We start from the raw sequence: 19,799 nt of genomic DNA, 5'->3' as shown, positions 1-19,799 counted from the left end.
TATACGCATGTAAAGTAAACACATGAAAAATTAAAATACCCTAATGGGTTTCTAACAACAAAAGGGAAACGAATGCGTAAACTTACTCTAATTGCTGCCACGGTAAGCGTGGCACTGCTTGCCGGTTGCCAACAAGCAACACAACAATCAACGCCTGCACCGGCGGTTCAAGCTCAACCTGTACAAAGTGAAATTGATAAAGCGAATGCTTTTTTTGAAGACACTTTTAATCGTGATGTAATGAGCAGCCCAGTTTATCAAACCTATATGGGCATCAAAAAAGATTACGATAAATGGGATGACAACAGCGAAGAAAAAGCGCTTAAAGACTTGGCACAAACTAAAGCCGATTTGGTCACCCTCAACAGCATTGACCGTGCGCAATTAGATGCAGCTACTCAAGTAAGTTATGATTTAAAAAAACAAGATTTAGAAGCCAGCATTGCTGATTTTAAATGGCGTTACCATAACTACCCAGTAAACCAAATGTTTGGTACACATTCTATGGTGCCGGCTTTTTTAATTAACCAGCATCAAATTAGCAACGTAAAAGAAGCCAACGATTACATTGCCCGTTTAAATGGGGTACCGGGTGTATTCGATCAACTGATTACCGGCTTAGAAATTCGCGCCGATAAAAACATTATTGCACCTAAATTTGTATTTCCACACGTGATTGATTCAAGCAAAAACATCATTAAAGGTGCGCCGTTTGAACAAGGTGAAGATTCTACGCTATTAGCTGACTTTAAACGTAAAGTAAATGCATTAGAAATCGACCAAGCTGAAAAAGATGCACTTATTAGTAAAGCGACTGATGCATTAAAAACAGCAGTTAAACCTGCTTACTCTAAGTTAATTAACTACATTGCACAGCTAGAAAAGCGTGCTGATGACCGTGACGGTGCTTGGAAATTCCCTGATGGCGAAGCGTTTTACAATAACGCGCTTAAACGCACTACCACAACAGACCTTACAGCAAAAGAAATTCATGCCATTGGCCTTGCCGAAGTGTCACGTATTCATGATGAAATGCGTGCCATCAAAGATAAAGTTGGTTTTGAGGGTGACTTAAACGCCTTTATGCAGTTTATGAAAACCGACAAGCAATTTTACCTTGCTAATACTGAAGCGGGTAAAGCGCAATACCTAAGTGAAGCTAAAGGCTTAATTGATAACATGAAAACACGCTTAGATGAGCTGTTTATTGTAAAACCAAAAGCCGACATGATAGTAAAACGTGTTGAAGCTTTCCGTGAAAAAGCGGCAGGTAAAGCGTTTTATCAACAACCTGCGCCAGATGGTTCTCGCCCAGGTATTTACTACGCCAACCTCTATGACATGGAAGCAATGCCAACTTACCAAATGGAAGCTCTCGCTTACCATGAGGGTATTCCGGGTCATCACATGCAAATTGCTATTTCACAAGAGCTGGAAGGCGTGCCTAAGTTCCGTAAGTTTGGTGGTTACACAGCCTACATTGAAGGTTGGGGTTTATACTCAGAGTTACTACCAAAAGAAATGGGCCTTTATGAAGACCCGTATTCAGATTTTGGTCGTTTAGCTATGGAGTTATGGCGTGCCTGTCGTCTAGTGGTTGATACCGGTATTCACACAATGAAGTGGACTCGCCAAGAAGGTATTGATTACTACGTTAACAACACTCCTAACGCCACTTCTGACGGTGTAAAAATGGTTGAGCGTCATATTGTAATGCCATCACAAGCAACGGCTTACAAAGTGGGTATGCTGAAAATTTTAGAACTACGTGAAGCGGCTAAAAAGCAGCTTGGCGACAAGTTTGATATTCGTCAGTTCCACGACGTAGTGCTTAAGAATGGCCCTGTACCATTAAACGTACTAGAAAACTTTGTTGATGAGTGGGTTGCTAGCAAACAAGCTTAATTATCTAGGGTCTGTTGACCTTTTAAGGTTAAATTTACAGCAGTCTGTTTGGTATTAAGGCAAGGCAGAGCCTATGTGGTGTGGTTATTCCCCATAAATAGGCGATAACGCAGCATCAATGCCAAACAGGCGCTGCCCGGAGGGTTCTGCCTAGGGGCGATTTACTCTTTGTTGCTCGGCTTTGACTTAGCCCACTAGGTTACAAACCTCGCGCCGCGATTAAACCGCCCCTAGTTTGAACAAATTTTAATCCACAAAGGTAAACAGACCCTAGTAACTACTTAAACATATAAAATGTCGCAATTGCGGCCTTTTGTTTTATAAAGCAAAAAATTAAGCTAGGATAAAGTAGGTGTTCAAGGAGAACAGAATGGATCTAAGCATACAGCTACTCAATGCGCGTATTAAACAACAACAGTTTGATGAGCTTGATAACGACTTTAAAAAGCTCACTGACGCTCAAAAAGTGATGCAGCTTAATTACCTGTTTGAAAGCGCGTTACGCATGAGTATTAAATACGATTTTATGCAAAATATTGCCGTGCGAATTTTAGCGAGCAATACGCCACCAGCGCCGTTTATTGAACAGCTAACCAGTTTAGATGCACTGAGCTTTTTTACTCCTGCGCTTAAATTAAATAAAGGCTTTATTAGTACAGATAGCCATGGCAATAACGTGTTACATAATGTGTTCAAGCACGCAGCGCCGAGTCAATTGCCTTTTAACTATGTTCGCTCGTTAATGTTATTTGAATCTAATGAAGAGTTACTGCATGCATTGGCGCAAATCAATCAGTACGGGCTCACTCCTGTGGCCAGCTATATCGTTTATGCACATAAGCCCAACATACCGGTAAAACATGAGTTTTCAGCCTTACTGGCATTAATGGAAATAGAACAAAAACAAAATCCTAGAGCAAAATTACAATTGCTTGAGGCATTAAAAAACGACCCTCCAAGCGAAATAACTTTGCTGTTAAGCGCGACATATTTACAGCGTTCTACTGAACAAGTAGCAGCACTAATCTGATAAGTAATATTCTACGCTGGTAACCACGCGTACATTTTTAATTTGCGGTGTGTTTGAATCCCGATCGCTAATGCTAAACTGCCCTTGGCGTGCGGTTTTAATTTTACCTAAAAGGGAGTTTGAATCTTTCGCGAATTTATTTGCTACTTCACGGGCTTTTTCTGTGGCCTCTTGCACCATGGCAGGTTTTATATCGTTAAGCCCAGTAAATAGATATTCAATACGAGTTTGATAGTTATCTTGGACTATGGCTATATTTTGCTTAGCTAACTGACTCACTTTACTCAGTGCGTTTTTAACTTTATCAGGGGCATTAGAGTAAACAATAATATTTGAGCTAATAACATATCTAAACTTTTGATTGTCGTTCGCGTATTCACGCGCTTGCTTATCAATAATAGATTGAGTGCCTGTAGATATTTCCTCATCGTCAAAGCCATGTAGCTTTAAAAAGGCAATTACGGCATCGTTTTTTTGCTCAACTCGCTCAACAAGCTTTTCAAGGTTGTTATCGGCGTCATTAAACTGCAGCGGCCAAATAACAGTATCAGCGACCACTTCACGCTCTGCTAAACCTTTTACCTGAACAGTGCGCTCCATGCCTTTGATATCAAGTGCGGCTTCTTTGATGATAAAGCCCAATGCAATTAAGCCGATGCTTAAACAAACTGCTGCCATAACAACGGTTACATTCGATATTTTATTCACTTCACTCTCCTTGACCAATATCAATAATAAGCATGTTCACGCTCGAAAAAACACAATAAACAGGTTACATTGAGACAGTACAGAACGCAAAACTTAATCAGCCAAGGAAACGCAATGAGTCTAAAACGTATTAACCAGTTTTTTAACCCAAGCTCTGTCGCTGTTATTGGGGCATCAAACACCGCCACTCGCGCGGGTAATGTGGTAATGCGTAACTTACTGCAAGGTGGCTTTAAAGGGCCTATTATGCCCGTTACCCCAAATCATACAGCGGTACATGGCGTATTGGCTTACCCCAGTATTGAAGCCTTACCTAAAGTACCTGATTTAGCCGTTATCTGTACCAATAAAAACACCTTAATGAAAATTATTGAGCAGCTAGGTACACTTGGCTGTCATAGTGCCATTATTATTGCGGATGGCTTAACCACAGTTCAAAAAAGGGCACTCAAAGAGAGCGCAGCTAAGCATAAAGTCACCCTGCTTGGCTCAAATTGCTTAGGGTTACTTATTCCGCATATAGGCTTAAATGCAAGCTTTTCTCATACTGTTGCCACGCCAGGTAAACTGGCTTTTGTATCGCAATCTGCAGCAGTTTGCTCAACTATTCTTGATTGGGCAAAAAATAAAGAAATTGGCTTTTCATACTTTGTATCTATGGGGGATTGTTTAGATATTGAGTTTGACGAAATACTCGACTTTTTAGGCCGTGATGCTAAAACCAAAGCCATCTTACTGTACATCGATAATATTGATGATATCCGCAGCTTTATTTCTGCCGCTCGAGCAGCCGCATTTTCTAAACCTGTTATTGCTATTAAAACTGGCAGAACCAGCGCAGGGGCTCTCGCCGCTGAAATACACACCGGCGGAAAACAAAGCTCAGATGCGGTATATGATGCCATGTTTCAACGTGCGGGTATGCTAAGAGTAAACGACTTACGTGAGCTCTTTGCCGCCACCCAAACCTTGGCAATGCATCCTAAGTTACTGCAAGTAGAGCAACTTACCATATTAACCAATGGTGGCGGCCCTGGAGTGATGGCGGTTGATGAACTCATTCAAAGCTCAGGAAAACTTGCTCAGCTCAGTGATGAAACTCGCGAAGCACTTAATAAAGTGATCCCGCATTCAGACACCGCTGCCAATCCGGTCGATATATTTGGCGATTCTGCGCCAGTGCGTTATAAGCATGCGTTAGAAATATTACTAAATGCTAAAGAAGTTAAAAACTTACTGATCATCCACACTCCATCGGCTTTGGCCCCAAGTGAAAATTACGCTCAGGTTATTGTTGAGGCGCTAAATAAATTACCGAAAATGGCACGCCCGTATGTAATTACTAATTTTATGGGTGAAGATGCCGCTTTTGCTGCAAGACGCATCTGCGCCAATAATGCCATCCCTACCTATCGTACCCCAGAAGGGGCGGTAGGCGCCTTTATGCACTTAGTAAGCTACCGTCGTAATCAAAAGCATTTAACTCAAACGCCAGAATCAAATACTGACGATGCAACTATTAATAAAGTAGCAGCGAAAGCGACTATAAAAGAGTTTTTAAATGATGAACAACATTACTTATCAACCCATCAAGCAAGTCATATTTTAAGTAGTTACGGCATTGACTGTATTCAAACTGAAGTTGCCTACACTCCAACCGAAGCCAAAGAGCAAGCAATAGAGCTGGGCTTTCCAGTGGCATTGAAATTGATTAGCCCAAGTATTCCCTCTAAGTCTGAAGTCGGCGGTGTCGTACTAAACCTCAATGATGCACAAGAGGTAGAGCAAACCGCATTTGCCATGCTGTTAAGAATAAAGAACACCTACCCTGATGCCATAATTGATGGTTTTTCATTACAAAAAATGGCACCTCGAGCGGGAGCTAACGAGCTACGTATAGCCATTAAAACAGAGCCTAATTTTGGGCCGGTTATTTTATTAGGTGAAGCCGGTACAGGGCTTGAATATGCACAAGCCGCAGTCGCTTTGCCACCACTGAATATGAACCTAGCTAAATATTTAATTGCCGCCGCCCATGATAAAGGCGTACTTAAAGAGCGTGTTCTGCCAGAAAAAGTAGATAAATATCGTTTGTGTTCACTACTAACTCGAATTTCTCAATTGGTCGTAGATCAACCGGATATCACCTCATTAGAACTTAATCCTATTCTAGCTAGTAATGGCCAGTTTTTAGTACTTGATGCCACCGTGAATTTGAATCAGTATCAGGCTCAAGCACATCGAAAACGTTTATCTATTCGTCCTTACCCTATTGAACTAGTTGAACAAGTCACTTTAAAAAATAATACCTTAGCAACGCTCAGACCAATCAAACCTGAAGATGAGCAAGCACATCAAGCGTTTGACCAGTCATTAACCAAAGAAGATAGGTATAAACGCTTTTTTGGTGAGTTACCACAATTTAACCACGATCAACTCGCGAAAATGACGCAAATTGATTACGACCGCGAAATGGCGTTTATTGTTACCCAAACACAAGACGAGCAACAGCACACCCTAGGGGTTTCACGAGTGATTATGGACCCAGATAACTTACAAGCAGAGTTTGCTATTGTAGTACGTTCTGATTGCCAAGGGCTTGGATTAGGGCGTATTTTAATGAATGCAGCAATTTCTCATTGTAAACGCCAAGGGGTAAAAACCGTTGAGGGGATCACCCTACCTGAAAACACTGGCATGATTGAGCTGGCTCGTAAACTCGGATTTAAAATTAGTCGTGATTTTGAAGAAGGCAGTATCAATATGTTACTCACATTATAATAATTATTATGCAGAAACTTAGACAAACCATCAACCAAGTATTTGAGTCTTCAGGTAAGTACCAACGGGCCGGTCACTTTTTAGATGCCCTACTAATCACTATTATTATGATAAATGTGGTGGCCATCGTACTCGAATCAGTGCACAGCATTGCCACTGAGTACTACAACGAATTTTTAATGTTAGAGCTGGTATCGGTTGCCATATTTAGTGCTGAATACCTAATACGTGCTTGGACCTGTGTAGATAGAGTAAAATACGCCTCTATGGATTGCTCCAATACACAAAAGCGGATCCGCTATATTTTATCACCACTGGCTATCATCGATTTAATCGCCATTTTGCCAAGCCTATTAATGTTTTTCTTTGCTTTAGACTTACGTTTTTTACGCGTACTACGTTTATTAAGAGTATTTAAGCTCACTCGTTATTCACGGGCAATGCAGCTGTTATTACAGGCATTTATTGATGAATCAAGTTCATTGTTGGCTGCATTTTTTATTATGGCAGTAGTACTTATTTTAGCTTCATGCGGTATTTATTTATTAGAACATGACATTCAACCAGACAAGTTTGGCTCAATTCCGGCCGCAATGTGGTGGGCAATGGCAACACTTACGACTGTAGGCTATGGTGATGTTGTGCCAATAACACCTATTGGTAAGCTGTTTGGTGGTATCATCACTCTAGTAAGCATGGGCATGGTGGCTATACCCACTGGTTTATTAGCATCGAGCTTTTCAGAGCAGGTTCGTAAACGTCGTCAGTTATTTGAAGATGCCACCCATGAGCAAATAACCGATGGAAAACTCTCCGATGAGCAATTACATCACCTTGAAGATCTTCGCTACAAACTTGGATTAAGTAAGTTAGAGGCTAATAAAGCGATAAAAGCGGAGCTTAATAAACGCAGCTCACACTTGTTTTGTCGCCATTGTGGTAAGCGCCCTTAATAAAATAATGTAATAAACGGCGCTTTAAGCTTGTGAGAATACAGGGTGCCAATCGCGTTCAATGAGCTCAAGTACTTGCTCTTTAGGCACCGCTTTACTAAATAAGTACCCTTGGAAATAGCTGCAACCTTGAGCTTTTAAGAAGGCCAATTGATGTGCGCTTTCAACCCCCTCAGCAATACACTCTTTACCTAAACTGCTGGCTAAAGTAAGAGTGGATTGAATAATCGCTTCATTATCCGAATCAATACCAATATCTTGCACAAAGCTACGATCAATTTTTAATACATCGATGGGGAAGCGTTTTAAATACGTTAATGAAGCATAACCTGTTCCAAAGTCATCCATGTATAGCTTACATCCGAGCTGCTTTAGTGCATCCATATTTTTAAGTGCATAGTCTGAGTCTCGCATTAAAATAGACTCTGTTATTTCAAACACAATAGCCTCGGGCGGCAGCGCTGCATTATTTAGTGCTTGGCGAATTTCAGGTATAAGCTCAGCAAACTCAAAATCAAGTGCCGATAAATTAATTGATAAATATAAATCGGGATTCACCTTGCGCCAACGCACCAACTGTACAAGTGCTCTTTTAAATGTTTGCAGCATAATTTTGGTAATTAAACCAATATTTTCAGCCACATTTGCAAACTCTTGAGTACTGGCTAGTTGATTCTCAGGCCAACGTAGTAATACCTCAAAGCCCTCAGTTTTTTGTGTAGATGTACTAATTATAGGTTGATAATAATTACAAAACTCGTGCTCGTGATACGCTTTGATCAATTGCGACTCTAAATGCAGGGCCCTTTCAACTCTTTGATTCATTTCTTGTTTATAGAACTTGTAACACCCTTCTAAACCATCTTTAGCATAATAGAGCGCCACATTTGATGCTTTTAACAGCGCCTTGTAATGCGCAGCGTCATCAGGGAAAAGCGCCACACCAATACTAAGGTGCACATTTACATTTTGGCTATTCATAGCAATGTCTATACTCACGCAATCCATAAGCTTGGTGCATATAAGTAATACTTCTTCTATTTGCTGAATGTCTTCAACTAAAATAACAAATTCATCACCACCTAAACGCGCTATGCTATCACAGGGGCGTAATGCTGTTTTTAAGCGGTTTGCCACCAGCTTAATGATCTCATCAGCGCTTTCTGTACCAAATGAGTCGTTAAAGTATTTAAAGCGTTTTATATTTACATGTAATAAAGCAACTTTGCTGTTATGACGACGCGCTTGATCTATGGCATGCACAGCTCGGTCATTAAACAAGGTTCTATTTGGCAAGCCCGTTAATGAATCGTAATTAGTTAATAGATGCAGCTCGTTCTCAGCTGATTTCTGCGCATGAATATCCGTTAAAATAACCACATAGCTACTCAACCTTTTACTTTCATCCGCTACAGCGCTTATTTTAACTAACACATGACGCTGCTCTTTATTAGCCAGTACCACAGTGTCTTCACATGAGAAGTGCTCGCCTACTTCAAGCTTTTGCATAATGCGTAAATAGTCAAAATAGCTACTGCGAGTCAAACCTAAATTAAGCGAGCGAGTTGAACGAGGCTCTGCCGATACAGCAAAAGCCGTTTGCAGCGACTTATTTGAAGCACGTATGTTAAAGTTTTTATCTAAAATAAATACCCAATCTCGGGTTTGTTCAAACGCGGCGGTAAATAATCGAGCGTGTTCTTCAAACACCATTTCGCGTGTCATATTAGTATACGTACCCGCTACTTTTTGCGGTGTTGTTTCATCCCATTCAACCACTTTGCCAAAGTCTTTGTACCAGCGCCAATGACCTTTGGCATGGCGTAGTCGGTAAGTACAGTTAAAGTATCCTTTGTCGGTTGATAAAAATTCTAACCACTCCAACCTAAAAATGGCACGCTCTTGTGGATGAACTTTATCTAAGTAGTCATCTAAACTGACTGAGTCGTCTTCATAACCTAACTCGTTGACCAATCTAGGCTGATAAATATTTAACTGACTCGCTTGCCAATCCCAAACACCCGACTCACTTCCCTCTAGCGCCAGCTTTAAACGTGCCTCGCTATCTTGGCTTTCTTTGTGTGCGGCTAATAAAATACGCTGTATTTTATTACGTCTCATTACCCAAGCTGTCACTATTGTGAATAACAAAATAGCATAAAGTGCTAAAAAGTAAGGGGCGCGCCATAATGGGTATTTCACTTTAATATTTAACGTCGCTGGCGGGGTATAGTCACCCGTCAACGGATCCTTTGCCCAGACTTTTAACTGATAGCTACCGGGGTTTAATTTAGGAAACACCACGCGATTATTACGGGTATAACTTTTTTTACCTTTGTCGAGCTGATATTCGTAAATAATACGTTCTTGAAAGCTAAATGACATCGCTGAAAATGCAATTTCAAGCCCTATATCATCATGATTTAAAGTAATATTTTTTAATGGCTGTTGTAAGTTAAGCGACAAGTCTCGAGACATTAAGTTAATGCGAGTTATGTTGACGTGATCTAACAAACCTTGGCTATTTTTATTCTCTTTAGGGTCAAAGTAAGTAAAGCCTTTAAGGCTACCATAGGCAATTCGTCCGTCATTTAATTTGGCCATAGCACCACTATTAAATTCAGCAGAAAGCACTCCATCTGATGTAGTAAATTGCTGAAAATGGATGGTGCTCGGGTTTAATCTCCATATTCCTTTATGACTACTCATCCAAATCATTCCCTCTTCATCAAGCACCATATCGTATAATAGTGTGCCTAATTTATTTTTATCTAAATCAATGGTATGTACTAATTCATAGCTATTGGCATCAATTCCAATCAAACCAAAGTTAGATAAAGAAAGCCACAGAATCCCTTTCCTATCTTCAACATACGAAAGAATGCTCACTGCAACATTGTCATGGTGTTTAGGTACTTTATAAAGGGTGTTTAAACTGCGCTCATCCGGGTTAAATTGGTATAACACTCCACCGCTAAAAAATAACGGCCTCTGCGGCTTTGAGGGTAATGGCGGTAAAAAGCCATAGGCTAAAAACGGGTCAAATTGAGAAAACTCGCCCTTTAATGGAGTTAGCACCTGGCTATCAACATTATATTTAAACATGCCATGATCAGGGTGAACAAAATATAAATCACCATTTTCTAGCAAGGTAATACCATGCATCCAATCGTTTATAAATATTTGGTTTTTGGGGCTGGCAGTTTTAGGTTGGGTAAGCTGCTGGGTTTGCGGGTCAAAAATAAACAGTCCTCGGTTTGAGTGTAACCAGAGTTTATTTTTATAAGGCATAATTTTGAAAACGGTAAATTCTGTGGTTAGTAAATCAACTTTATAATCTTTTAAATACACCCTTGAGGTGTTATTTTTTATATCAACAGCCGTTAAACCGTTATGAGTACCTAGCCATAACTTATCTTGAAATTGTTTAATTGCCCAGACTGAGTGATGTGAAAATCCATCCCCTCCTAAAGCACTGCCCTCTACATTATAAAATTTATAGTTGTCACCCGATAAATAAAAAGCACCATCAGTTTTAGTCGCAAGCCACATACCACCTGATTTATCTTTTACCATATCAATAATACTGGTATCGGCAAGCGTGTATTTACTTTGTTGAATGCGTTTATTTTTAACCACTATTTTGGTAGTTAAATTAAAACTAAGCAGGCCTTTATCGGTTGCTAAATCAACAATCCCTTGCTGATTATCAATATCCCAAACATTCAAGTCAGCCAGTAGCTTTTCACTTGTAAATGCCTGCTCACTATTATTAAACAATGTCTCTATATTACTAATATCAACAGCATATAAGCCTTTAACAGCTCCAACCAATAACTGATTACTATCACCCAGTGCAAATGACTTCACATTGTTTTGATAGATGTGTACGTCGGTTTCGCTTAAATGCTCTAGGGGGCGTACTTGTTGCGTTGCAATATTAAATACATAAGCACCGTCTGTACTGCCAATAAAGATATAGCCATTGTAATGAAACAAGGTACGTACAAACGCATTTTCAAATTGCTCAGGCAGCTTAAATAAAGGAGTAATAGAGCCACTGGCTATATCAAGTTTTGCAAACACTCTGCCTTGACCAACCCACAAGGATTTATCATCTGTGGCTAACATGGTAAAAACAGACTGCTGAAGAATTTGCTCTTCTGTAACTGGTTTTTTTAAATACTGCTGATAGGTATCTGTTTGCGGGTCATACCTAAAAAGACCTGCTAACAAGGAAGCAATCCAAATTTGCCCTTCTGGATCTTGGTATATGCGATCAATAATGGCTTCTTCTAACTCACCATTTGGGCCATTAATTGGAATAACCTGATAGCCGTCGTAACGATTTAACCCTCCTTCGGTAGAGAGCCATAAATAGCCATTATTATCGATAAGCATAGTATTAACGTAACTTTGAGATAACCCTTCGCTTGGGGATAACCGTTTTACCTGCGCTGTTGCAGCAACGCTTATGAGCATAAATAGCACAAACATGGCTGTGATAAACCTATTAATACTGATGCCCATGTGTTTCCTATTACTGATTTAGGGTTGCTGATATTTCAATGCGATAATATTTCGGTGCTTATATGCATCAAATAGCGTTAATAATGCAGGAGTATATGTTAACACCTGGTTAAAACCAAGTGCCTGATAAAAATCAGTAATGTGTTGGTAAGCGAAGGTGTAAACAGCGTCGGCTTGCTGACTTAAAAGCGTGCTTAGCAGCTTTGTTGCAACACCAGTGGAACGATATGCAGGAGCCACAAAAACTGTAGATAAAAATAAAAAAGTCGGTTTGTGCTGTAAGCGGCACGCAGCAATAATAGTGTGGTTATCGTAAGCAACCCACAATTGATCTTGTTTATTAGCGCGACCGCGAACTTTATATAAGGTATAAAACTTATTTATTAAGGGCGCTTTCACTGATTCTAATTGTTTAATAACAATCATAGCAAGCAGACCCTAACTAAGCATAAGTGCCAAATATTGCTCAAACTTTTGCTTTAAAAAACCTTGCTCTGCAACTGGGCGACTGTGCAGGGTATCATAAACTTGCTCACGCGTTTTCTTGCCACGCTTAATTTGATATGCCCAAAATGAAGCTTCGTAATCTAGCTGAATCTGATATTTTTGCTCTCGTGGTAAATCACACAGGTTATAACTCATATTCCCCCCTTTTACTGGCCTGATAAAACTCTGATTATACGTTTAAACTTATAATAAACTAACTCTATAATGAATAAAAAGAATCTACTTTAAATAGTCTAAGGGTATCAATAATTGTTAATGATAGGCTCTGCTAGATTATGACTAGAAACTGGGCAAAAGACAGCCAATTTGTTATTATACTCGCCTATCCATTTGCCCCAATAGACAGGAACTGCTGACGTGTTTAAATACTGTAAAGGGTTGCTTGTATTAATAGGTTTAATTTTTAGTAATTCGTCATTTGGCCATAGTTACAGCTATACATTTAATCGCCCGCAGAACACCCAGCAAGCAAATTATACTATTGAGCTATTACAATTAGCGTATACAGATATGGGCTTTAAATTAAATATTATCGATTTTAATCGTCAAAATGCATTATTTGCAGCAAACAGTGGCATGTTAGATGGGCAGCTTGCTCGTGATATTAGTATTGAAAGTGCATACAAAAACTTAATTCGGGTTAACTATCCGTTATTCAAATTTAATCTTGAGCTTTATAAGCACTGTGAACCCAGCTCTACTAAAACAATGGATAGCGTTGCCATTATAGCCAGCTACCCTGTACAACAGCGATATTTAGACAGTATTGATTTTCAAGGCAAGGTTATTGAGGTAAAAAATAATACCACTCAATTAAATTTACTGATCCAGCAAAAAGTAGAAGCTGCATTACTGATTGATTTTGCGATGGCCAATAAAACCATTCCTCCCGCTTTAGGCTGTTATGAAAAACAAGTGGTTGCTACCTACCCGCTTTATCATTATTTACATAACAGTCATGCGAGTATTGCTCAACAGCTTGAGGCTACACTTAAGAAATTACACAACAATGGCACGGTCGCTAAACTCAGATCAAAGTACAAACTACAATTTTAAAAATCAAAGCCTTGCTGTTGTGCTGGCGAAGCGGCTTGCGCAGCTTTATTTTTTTGCTGTAAATAACGTTTATAGCGTTGCTGGCATAGGCTCAACACTTTCTTTTTTTGCGCATTGGTCAACGAATTCCACGAAAATCGCTCATCACGACTGCGATAACATCCTTTGCAGTAACCCCGATTATTAACCAAGCAAATACCTTTACAAGGGCTAGGAATATCAAATATTTCAATTTGTTGCATCAAACCCTCCAGTATAAAAAAGTATAGCTTGAGTATAGCGCCATTTTTGTTTAAAAAAAAAGCAGCAAATTAATTGCTGCTTTTATCTACGCCTAAACTGTTAATTAATGTTCACAGCTTTGTTCATCTACTTGTGTTTTTCTATGGTAGGGCTTAGCGTACATTGCTAGTACTAAAGGCCTTAATTCTTCTGGCACTTTTGCTAAACGCTCTGCAAATTGTGCTGCATCATTTTTATTTATAACCGCTTCAGTACAACCACCTGCAATATAGTTGCCTGGGTGTAAATAAAACGAATCAATTATTTGCTTATCAATGGTTTTTGCCAGCTCATCTGCACTATCGCAATCTGACTGAATAGGCTGGCCAAACGATAAGTGCACATGCCCTTTGGCTGAACTAAAGCCTTCAACAATACTAGCAATATCTTCACCCGCCGATTTCACGTATTTACCATGGTGTTGTTTATGATAGAGCTCTTTTGCCTTCGCTATTGCACAGGGTTCATATTGGTAAGATATTGCAACCGGCACCACTTTTAGCTCTTTAATGTACTCACCAAACTCTTTCTTTTGTTTACGTCCATTTAGTTGTAGCATTTTTAACAGTGCAGGATCGGTTTGATCTACACCGTCTTTAGCCCGACCTTCTTTTTGAGCAATCCAAATAGAATGCCCACTACTAAGCGAGTCATAAATATAAGCCGATAACTGAGTCAACGCTTTTAACATCTCTTTTGGAGCTTTAGCTGAGCGTTTTACAATAAAGCTTTTATTCAAACGCATAAGCTCAGTAATGTAAGGAATTTGCAATAAGTTATCACCAATCGCAATTCTCACTGTTTTCATTTTATGCTGATAAAGGCCCCAATTAACTAATGCAGGGTCAAGTACAATGTCTCTATGATTTGAAACAAAAAGATAGGCTTGATTAGGGTCTAATGCCTCTAAACCTGAAAAAGTAACGTTTGATGTGGTGCGCCTTACTAATTTATTTAAATAATGCGCCACTTCGTTTTGTACATCTTCAACTGTTTTAACTTTGCCCCACTTTTTACGCAACTGATGTTTTATTATAGCGCGTGCTAAAAACCCAACTGCGGATATAAAGCGTGGCAAATTGTACTTTGCTATCACATCAAGAAACGCATTATCGTTAATTAATCGCGTTAATGAGGCGGCAACTTCATCGTCATTGTAAGGTCTTATATCTGCGTACTTATCTTCTAATTCAATCATTTACTGCATCTACAAAGTTAAAAACGACACGCTAAAACGTCCCGTTATGTCTGATTTTGATTATAACTCAAGCAAAAGTACGAAACTAGCAATACTAAAGTTCGATTTACTGAGTTTTCATAGCGTTATAGTTTAGTACTGAGCATTATTGTCAGACTAACTGCCTCATGTGTATAAACTATAGCTATTAATTATTAATTCAAATGGATAGACCTTACTAATTGCACTTTGTTCAAGTTAACTTAGCAAGGCAGTTGGCCATAATAACATGCAAGTTAACCCTCAGTGGGCAGACCACATTTAAATATAGCTCTACAACTGCTAATGTAAACGCAATCTGATAAACCCAATAATATTCAAATAGATGATACTCTTTTTAACACAAGTACTTCGCGTACTGGGATTATCATTCTTTTTACACATACACTATTAGGACACATCGTGAACATAACAATTCTTGATAACGCCACACTGGCAAACACCTCACTTGATGGTATCTCAGCACTTGGAAATCTTACCGTGCATCAGCTAACTAGCCCAGAGCAAGTGCTGGCACATAGCCAAAATGCCGAGGTGTTAATCACTAACAAAGTAGTGATTAATCGTGACACTATGACACAATTAAAATCGTTGAAACTCATTTGTGTCAGTGCAACTGGCACTAATAATGTTGATTTAGATGCCGCGAAAGACTTAGGCATTGCAGTTACCAATGTTGCCGGTTATTCAACCCCTTCTGTTGTTCAGCATACCTTTTCGTTGATCACTAACTTATTAGGTAATACTCACCGCTATCAAGCGGATTGCCAGCAAGGCGCATGGCAAAAAAGTGACATGTTTTGTCGACTTGATTACAGCTTTAATGACATTCAAGGTAAAACATTCGCTATTATTGGCGGAGGTACTTTGGGTAATGCAGTATCTAAAGTAGCTGAAGCGTTTGGCGCTGAGGTGATTATTGCCGAGCGCAAAGGCGCAGCGTGTCGCAACGGACGCACCCCGTTTGAAATAGCAATAAAAACAGCAGACATTATTAGCGTTCACTGCCCACTTAATGATGAAACACGCGACTTAATTACACTTAATGAATTAAAAATGATGAAACCGACTGCGCTAATTATTAATACCGCACGCGGCGGGATAATCAATGAAGCAGACTTAGTAGAAGCATTAAAAGCCAATATTATTGCCGGTGCCGGCGTTGATGTGCTGACCAAAGAGCCCGCTGAGCTTACTAATCCTCTGGCTAATTATACGGGTGATAATTTACTACTTACCCCACATATCGCGTGGGCGAGCACTGAATCTATCGTGCGCTTAGTAAAAGAAGTGAGTTTAAATATTGCAGCATTTAGTCAACACGAGTCGCGTAACCGCTTGGTTTAATGCCATAAAAGTAACTTAGTCAAAATTACTAAAAAGTGGCTTTTTAGATTTATATTTTAAAAAAGCCACCACCCCACCAAACACAACAAAAACAACCCATTGATTTTTAAGAATTTAAAAACTGGCTTGGTCTTTGCTATATTGTTTTTAATTAATCATCTAGGGAATAACAAAATGAAAAAAACACTTTTAATTGCTGCACTAACTGCTCCTTTTTTAACGGGTTGTGTAATCGCTGTATCTGATGGCGAAGCAGAAGGTCATTGGGCAGGCAATAGTTCTTCAAGCTGGCAGGCCACACATAAAAACAATCGTGAAATCATTTCAGGTCTGGCAATGGATAGCTCGTATCAGTCAGTATTAAACCAACTAAAAACACCTAATTTCACTGAATTATTAAAAAAACAGGATGATGTTTACCAAGTGTTGTTTTACGCAACACACAGCATTCATTCAGATGGAAAAATGACCAAGGATGAATGCACACCATTAGTATTTAAAAATGACAAATTAGTGGGGATTGGCAGCTCAGCACTATCAATGCTGACAAACTAAACGCTCACATGTTCCTATGGGCGCCAATTCAATCGCATTGCGCCCTGACTTTTTAGCATTATATAAACCTGAGTCAGCTTCTTCTAGCAATGCCTTCTCTGTGTATGCTTGACTGCTCTCACTTGAGGCAATACCAATGCTAATAGTAATGTGTGAAGCATTTAACGATGCGTTGTGCTCTATATTCAAATCATTAATGGCTTCACGTAACTTATTAGCAAATGCAATAGCCCCTTGCTGATTGGTTTCTGGTAATACGGCTACAAACTCTTCACCACCATAACGGGCAACAAAATCACTGCCGCGCTCACATTGCGCCGCTAGAGTTTGCGCCACAGCTTTTAAACACTCATCGCCAGCACGATGACCGTAACAATCGTTATAGCGCTTAAAGTGGTCAATATCGATAAGCAATACACACATGGAAGAGTTATTACGCTTACTTCTTCGCCACTCTCGCTCTAAATTTTCATCTAAATAACGTCTGTTAGGTATTTCTGTTAAACCATCAATAGACGCAAGCATTTCTAATAAATCGTTTTTTTGCTTAATAAGTAGTTGATTGCGTACACGCACTTTAACAATTGAGGCACAAAATGGCTTTACAATGTAATCCATTGCGCCTAATTCTAAACCTTTTGCTTCGTCTTCATGAGAGCTGTTCGCTGAGATAAAAATAATGGGGATCGCATGGCTAAGGCTACTTTCTTTAAGTTCCACCAGCACGTCGTAACCATTCATGCCAGGCATCATGATGTCTAAAATAATTAAATCTACCTGCGTATGCTTAACAAATGTCAACGCCTCTTCGCCACTTGCCACTAAGTAAACCTCATGCTCATCACTTAAAGTTCTTTCTAAAATGATTCGGTTAAGCGCATCGTCATCTACAATTAATATTTTTGCTTTATTTATCATTGCTTACATCTAAACTTTTTATATAAATTTGCACTCGCTCTAACTGTATTATTAATTATTTAATTGCAGCTGCAGCGTGCTTGCCGTCCGCTTTTAATACTTGCTCAGTGTGTTGAGCACACAATAATAATCGGTTAAAACCTAAATTTCCTGCTATCCCTTTTAAACTATGCACTAAGCGTACCATTTCAATAGTATGGTTACCCCTTCACATTTAATAACGTACGCTCCTATAAAAAGAATGTATCAATTACTGTTTAATACAGTCAAAGCTTATTATTTATCAAAAATGCCTAACGAGATATGAACAAGTAATGAACTTAAATAGACCTGGCATAGCTTTAAATAAATTCATATCTTTTTTCTGAAGATCGATGTGTAGATATTTGACAAGCTAGGTATACGTATTAATTAAACGTCAAACTGTTGACGTGTAATTAAGCGCTTTAATAAGCGATGAATCACCTAGATTAAATACTTAATTTTTGGCTCGATAATAAAATAGTAGATTATCGAGCCAAAAAACACTTATAAATTCTCCTCTGCAAATGACGCTAGTCGACTTCTTACTACACCATTAAGATTAACAGTAGCGCCGCCTTCAAAGTGCTTAAATCGCTCCACAATATAGGTAAGTCCAGAGGTAACAGCGGTTAAATAATTACTGTCTATTTGTGCTAAATTTCCGGTACAAATAAGTTTAGTTCCTTCACCACAGCGGGTAATTATGGTTTTGAGCTGAGAAGCCGTTAAGTTTTGGCTTTCATCTAAAATCACCACCGCATTTTGAATGCTTCGCCCACGCATAAAGTTCACCGATTTAAACTGAACATTGGCTTTTTCCATAATGTAATTACGGCTTGAAACAGGGTTCTCATCTCCTTTATGCAGCACTTCTAAGGTATCAGTTATTGCAGCCAGCCAAGGCGCCATTTTCTCTTCCTCGGTGCCAGGTAAAAAGCCAATCGATTCGGCAATTTCAGGGGTATTTCGGGTTACAATCACTTTATCGTAAACACCTTTTTCAATCACCATCTCAAGTGCACATGCAAGCGCCAGTAAGGTTTTACCACATCCCGCAGGGCCGGTTAAAATAACAAGTTCAATAGAAGTATCGAGCAGTGCATCTAGTGCCATTGCTTGGTAAATATTTTTTGGCTTTATTCCCCAGGCGCTTTGATGCATTAGTCGCTCTGCACCAATATCTTTAATGGTAATATGCTCACCATCGTAAGATTTGACTCTAGCGGCAAACTGATCGCCATCATCAAGTAAATACTCATTACAAAACACATCTGGGATTAAATCTTTAGGGATATGATGGACTGTTTCACGCCCGTGTTGCTCAGTGTTACACTCGCCAACATGCTGCCAAAAATCACCAGTAATTTTTTTATAGCCGCTGGTAAGTAAGGCGATATCGTCAATAAGCTGATCGGTACGGTAATCTTCAACATATTTAAGCCCCGCCCCTTTGGCTTTTAAGCGCATGTTGATATCTTTAGTAACCAGTATGACTTTTTTATCACTGTGCTGATTTTGTAAATGCACCGCGCAATTAATAATGCGGTGGTCGTTTTCATTGCCCGGTAAGCCGGAAATAGAATCGGCAAATAAATGGTCATTTACAATCAGTAAGCTTCCCGTTAATCCGCCTTGTTTATTACTTGGTAGCGCAACCCCTTGTAACATTTGCTCGGGAGAGGCCTGGCTGAGCACTCCATCAAGTCCACGAATGGCCACTCGGGCATCGCGACTTACATCGTGTTTTCTATCTTTAATGTGATCAAGCTCTTCCAATACAGTCATTGGAATAACCACTTGGTGTTCTTGAAATGACAAATACGCGAGGGGTTCATGAAGCAATACATTGGTATCTAGCACATACATTTTACTATCAAGGTTCGAAGCTTTTTCCATAGCACTTTCCTTACGTTTTATGATTTTTATGCTATACCCAATAAACTAATCAGTGTGACTAATAAACTTG

At 39.4% G+C, this 19,799-nt stretch carries 16 protein-coding genes; 7 read left to right on the top strand and 9 right to left on the bottom strand.

Annotated features, from left to right (window positions below):
• Window positions 1-72: 72 nt before the first annotated feature.
• Window positions 73-1,905: a DUF885 family protein gene (locus tag AN392_RS09115; RefSeq protein WP_055012520.1), complete on the top strand. Its 1,833-nt coding sequence runs from the start codon at window positions 73-75 to the stop codon at window positions 1,903-1,905.
• Window positions 1,906-2,275: 370 nt separating this feature from the next.
• On the top strand, window positions 2,276-2,935 hold the full coding sequence (locus tag AN392_RS09110; protein ID WP_055012519.1) for a hypothetical protein: 660 nt from the start codon (window positions 2,276-2,278) through the stop codon (window positions 2,933-2,935).
• Here AN392_RS09110 and AN392_RS09105 read toward each other — a convergent pair.
• Complete coding sequence (locus tag AN392_RS09105; RefSeq protein ID WP_055012518.1) at window positions 2,927-3,643, bottom strand: SIMPL domain-containing protein; 717 nt, start codon at window positions 3,641-3,643, stop codon at window positions 2,927-2,929. The two genes, AN392_RS09110 and AN392_RS09105, sit on opposite strands and share 9 nt — an antisense overlap.
• Window positions 3,644-3,757: 114 nt before the next feature.
• On the opposite strand from AN392_RS09105, the gene AN392_RS09100 reads away from it, so the two are divergent.
• Window positions 3,758-6,424 carry a bifunctional acetate--CoA ligase family protein/GNAT family N-acetyltransferase gene (locus AN392_RS09100; protein WP_055012517.1) on the top strand — a complete coding sequence of 889 codons (2,667 nt, stop codon included), beginning with the start codon at window positions 3,758-3,760 and terminating at the stop codon, window positions 6,422-6,424.
• 8 nt (window positions 6,425-6,432) lie between these two features.
• Window positions 6,433-7,377, top strand: a complete 945-nt coding sequence (locus AN392_RS09095) for an ion transporter (RefSeq protein ID WP_055012516.1) — start codon at window positions 6,433-6,435, stop codon at window positions 7,375-7,377.
• A gap of 24 nt (window positions 7,378-7,401) precedes the next feature.
• Here AN392_RS09095 and AN392_RS09090 read toward each other — a convergent pair whose 3' ends face one another.
• The 3 genes from AN392_RS09090 to AN392_RS09080 are packed head-to-tail and all read right to left on the bottom strand — an operon-like array spanning window position 7,402 to window position 12,549.
• Window positions 7,402-11,907, bottom strand: a complete 4,506-nt coding sequence (locus tag AN392_RS09090; protein WP_055012515.1) for an EAL domain-containing protein — start codon at window positions 11,905-11,907, stop codon at window positions 7,402-7,404.
• Window positions 11,908-11,925: 18 nt separating this feature from the next.
• Window positions 11,926-12,333: a GNAT family N-acetyltransferase gene (locus AN392_RS09085; RefSeq protein WP_010391610.1), complete on the bottom strand. Its 408-nt coding sequence runs from the start codon at window positions 12,331-12,333 to the stop codon at window positions 11,926-11,928.
• A 12-nt stretch (window positions 12,334-12,345) separates the two neighbouring features.
• Window positions 12,346-12,549: a DUF3283 family protein gene (locus AN392_RS09080; protein WP_008113353.1), complete on the bottom strand. Its 204-nt coding sequence runs from the start codon at window positions 12,547-12,549 to the stop codon at window positions 12,346-12,348.
• A 222-nt stretch (window positions 12,550-12,771) separates the two neighbouring features.
• Between AN392_RS09080 and AN392_RS09075 the strand changes: the two genes are divergently transcribed.
• Window positions 12,772-13,470 carry a transporter substrate-binding domain-containing protein gene (locus AN392_RS09075; RefSeq protein WP_055012514.1) on the top strand — a complete coding sequence of 233 codons (699 nt, stop codon included), beginning with the start codon at window positions 12,772-12,774 and terminating at the stop codon, window positions 13,468-13,470.
• On the opposite strand, the gene AN392_RS09070 is transcribed toward AN392_RS09075, so the two are convergent.
• Complete coding sequence (locus AN392_RS09070) at window positions 13,467-13,712, bottom strand: DUF1289 domain-containing protein (protein ID WP_036934167.1); 246 nt, start codon at window positions 13,710-13,712, stop codon at window positions 13,467-13,469. The two genes, AN392_RS09075 and AN392_RS09070, sit on opposite strands and share 4 nt — an antisense overlap.
• A 104-nt stretch (window positions 13,713-13,816) precedes the next feature.
• Window positions 13,817-14,950: a 1-acyl-sn-glycerol-3-phosphate acyltransferase gene (locus AN392_RS09065; protein WP_055012513.1), complete on the bottom strand. Its 1,134-nt coding sequence runs from the start codon at window positions 14,948-14,950 to the stop codon at window positions 13,817-13,819.
• A gap of 441 nt (window positions 14,951-15,391) precedes the next feature.
• Here AN392_RS09065 and AN392_RS09060 point away from each other — a divergent pair, with 441 nt between their 5' ends.
• Entirely contained in the window at window positions 15,392-16,336 is a 945-nt protein-coding gene (locus tag AN392_RS09060; RefSeq protein WP_055012512.1) for a D-2-hydroxyacid dehydrogenase, read from the top strand.
• Between the two features lie 174 nt (window positions 16,337-16,510).
• A complete protein-coding gene (locus AN392_RS09055; RefSeq protein ID WP_008113368.1) occupies window positions 16,511-16,891 on the top strand; it encodes a DUF3192 domain-containing protein in 381 nt (126 codons plus the stop codon).
• Here the strand turns inward: AN392_RS09055 and AN392_RS09050 are convergent.
• The 3 genes from AN392_RS09050 to AN392_RS09045 all read right to left on the bottom strand — a co-directional run bounded on the left by AN392_RS09050 (window position 16,874) and on the right by AN392_RS09045 (window position 19,729).
• Window positions 16,874-17,809 (bottom strand): diguanylate cyclase, encoded by a 936-nt coding sequence (locus AN392_RS09050; RefSeq protein WP_055012511.1) that lies wholly within the window; start codon window positions 17,807-17,809, stop codon window positions 16,874-16,876. The two genes, AN392_RS09055 and AN392_RS09050, sit on opposite strands and share 18 nt — an antisense overlap.
• Window positions 17,810-17,864: 55 nt before the next feature.
• Window positions 17,865-17,996: an Hpt domain-containing protein gene (locus AN392_RS18715; protein WP_226916168.1), complete on the bottom strand. Its 132-nt coding sequence runs from the start codon at window positions 17,994-17,996 to the stop codon at window positions 17,865-17,867.
• Window positions 17,997-18,337: 341 nt separating this feature from the next.
• The gene (locus AN392_RS09045) at window positions 18,338-19,729 is read right to left on the bottom strand and encodes a PhoH family protein (RefSeq protein WP_010391619.1); all 1,392 of its coding nucleotides are present in this window, start codon (window positions 19,727-19,729) and stop codon (window positions 18,338-18,340) included.
• Window positions 19,730-19,799 lie beyond the last annotated feature (70 nt).

It is taken from the genome of Pseudoalteromonas sp. P1-16-1b, assembly GCF_001401785.1.
GTDB lineage: Bacteria > Pseudomonadota > Gammaproteobacteria > Enterobacterales > Alteromonadaceae > Pseudoalteromonas > Pseudoalteromonas undina.
Note: the sequence above shows the minus strand (reverse complement) of the source record. Positions and strands in the feature narration are given on the sequence as shown.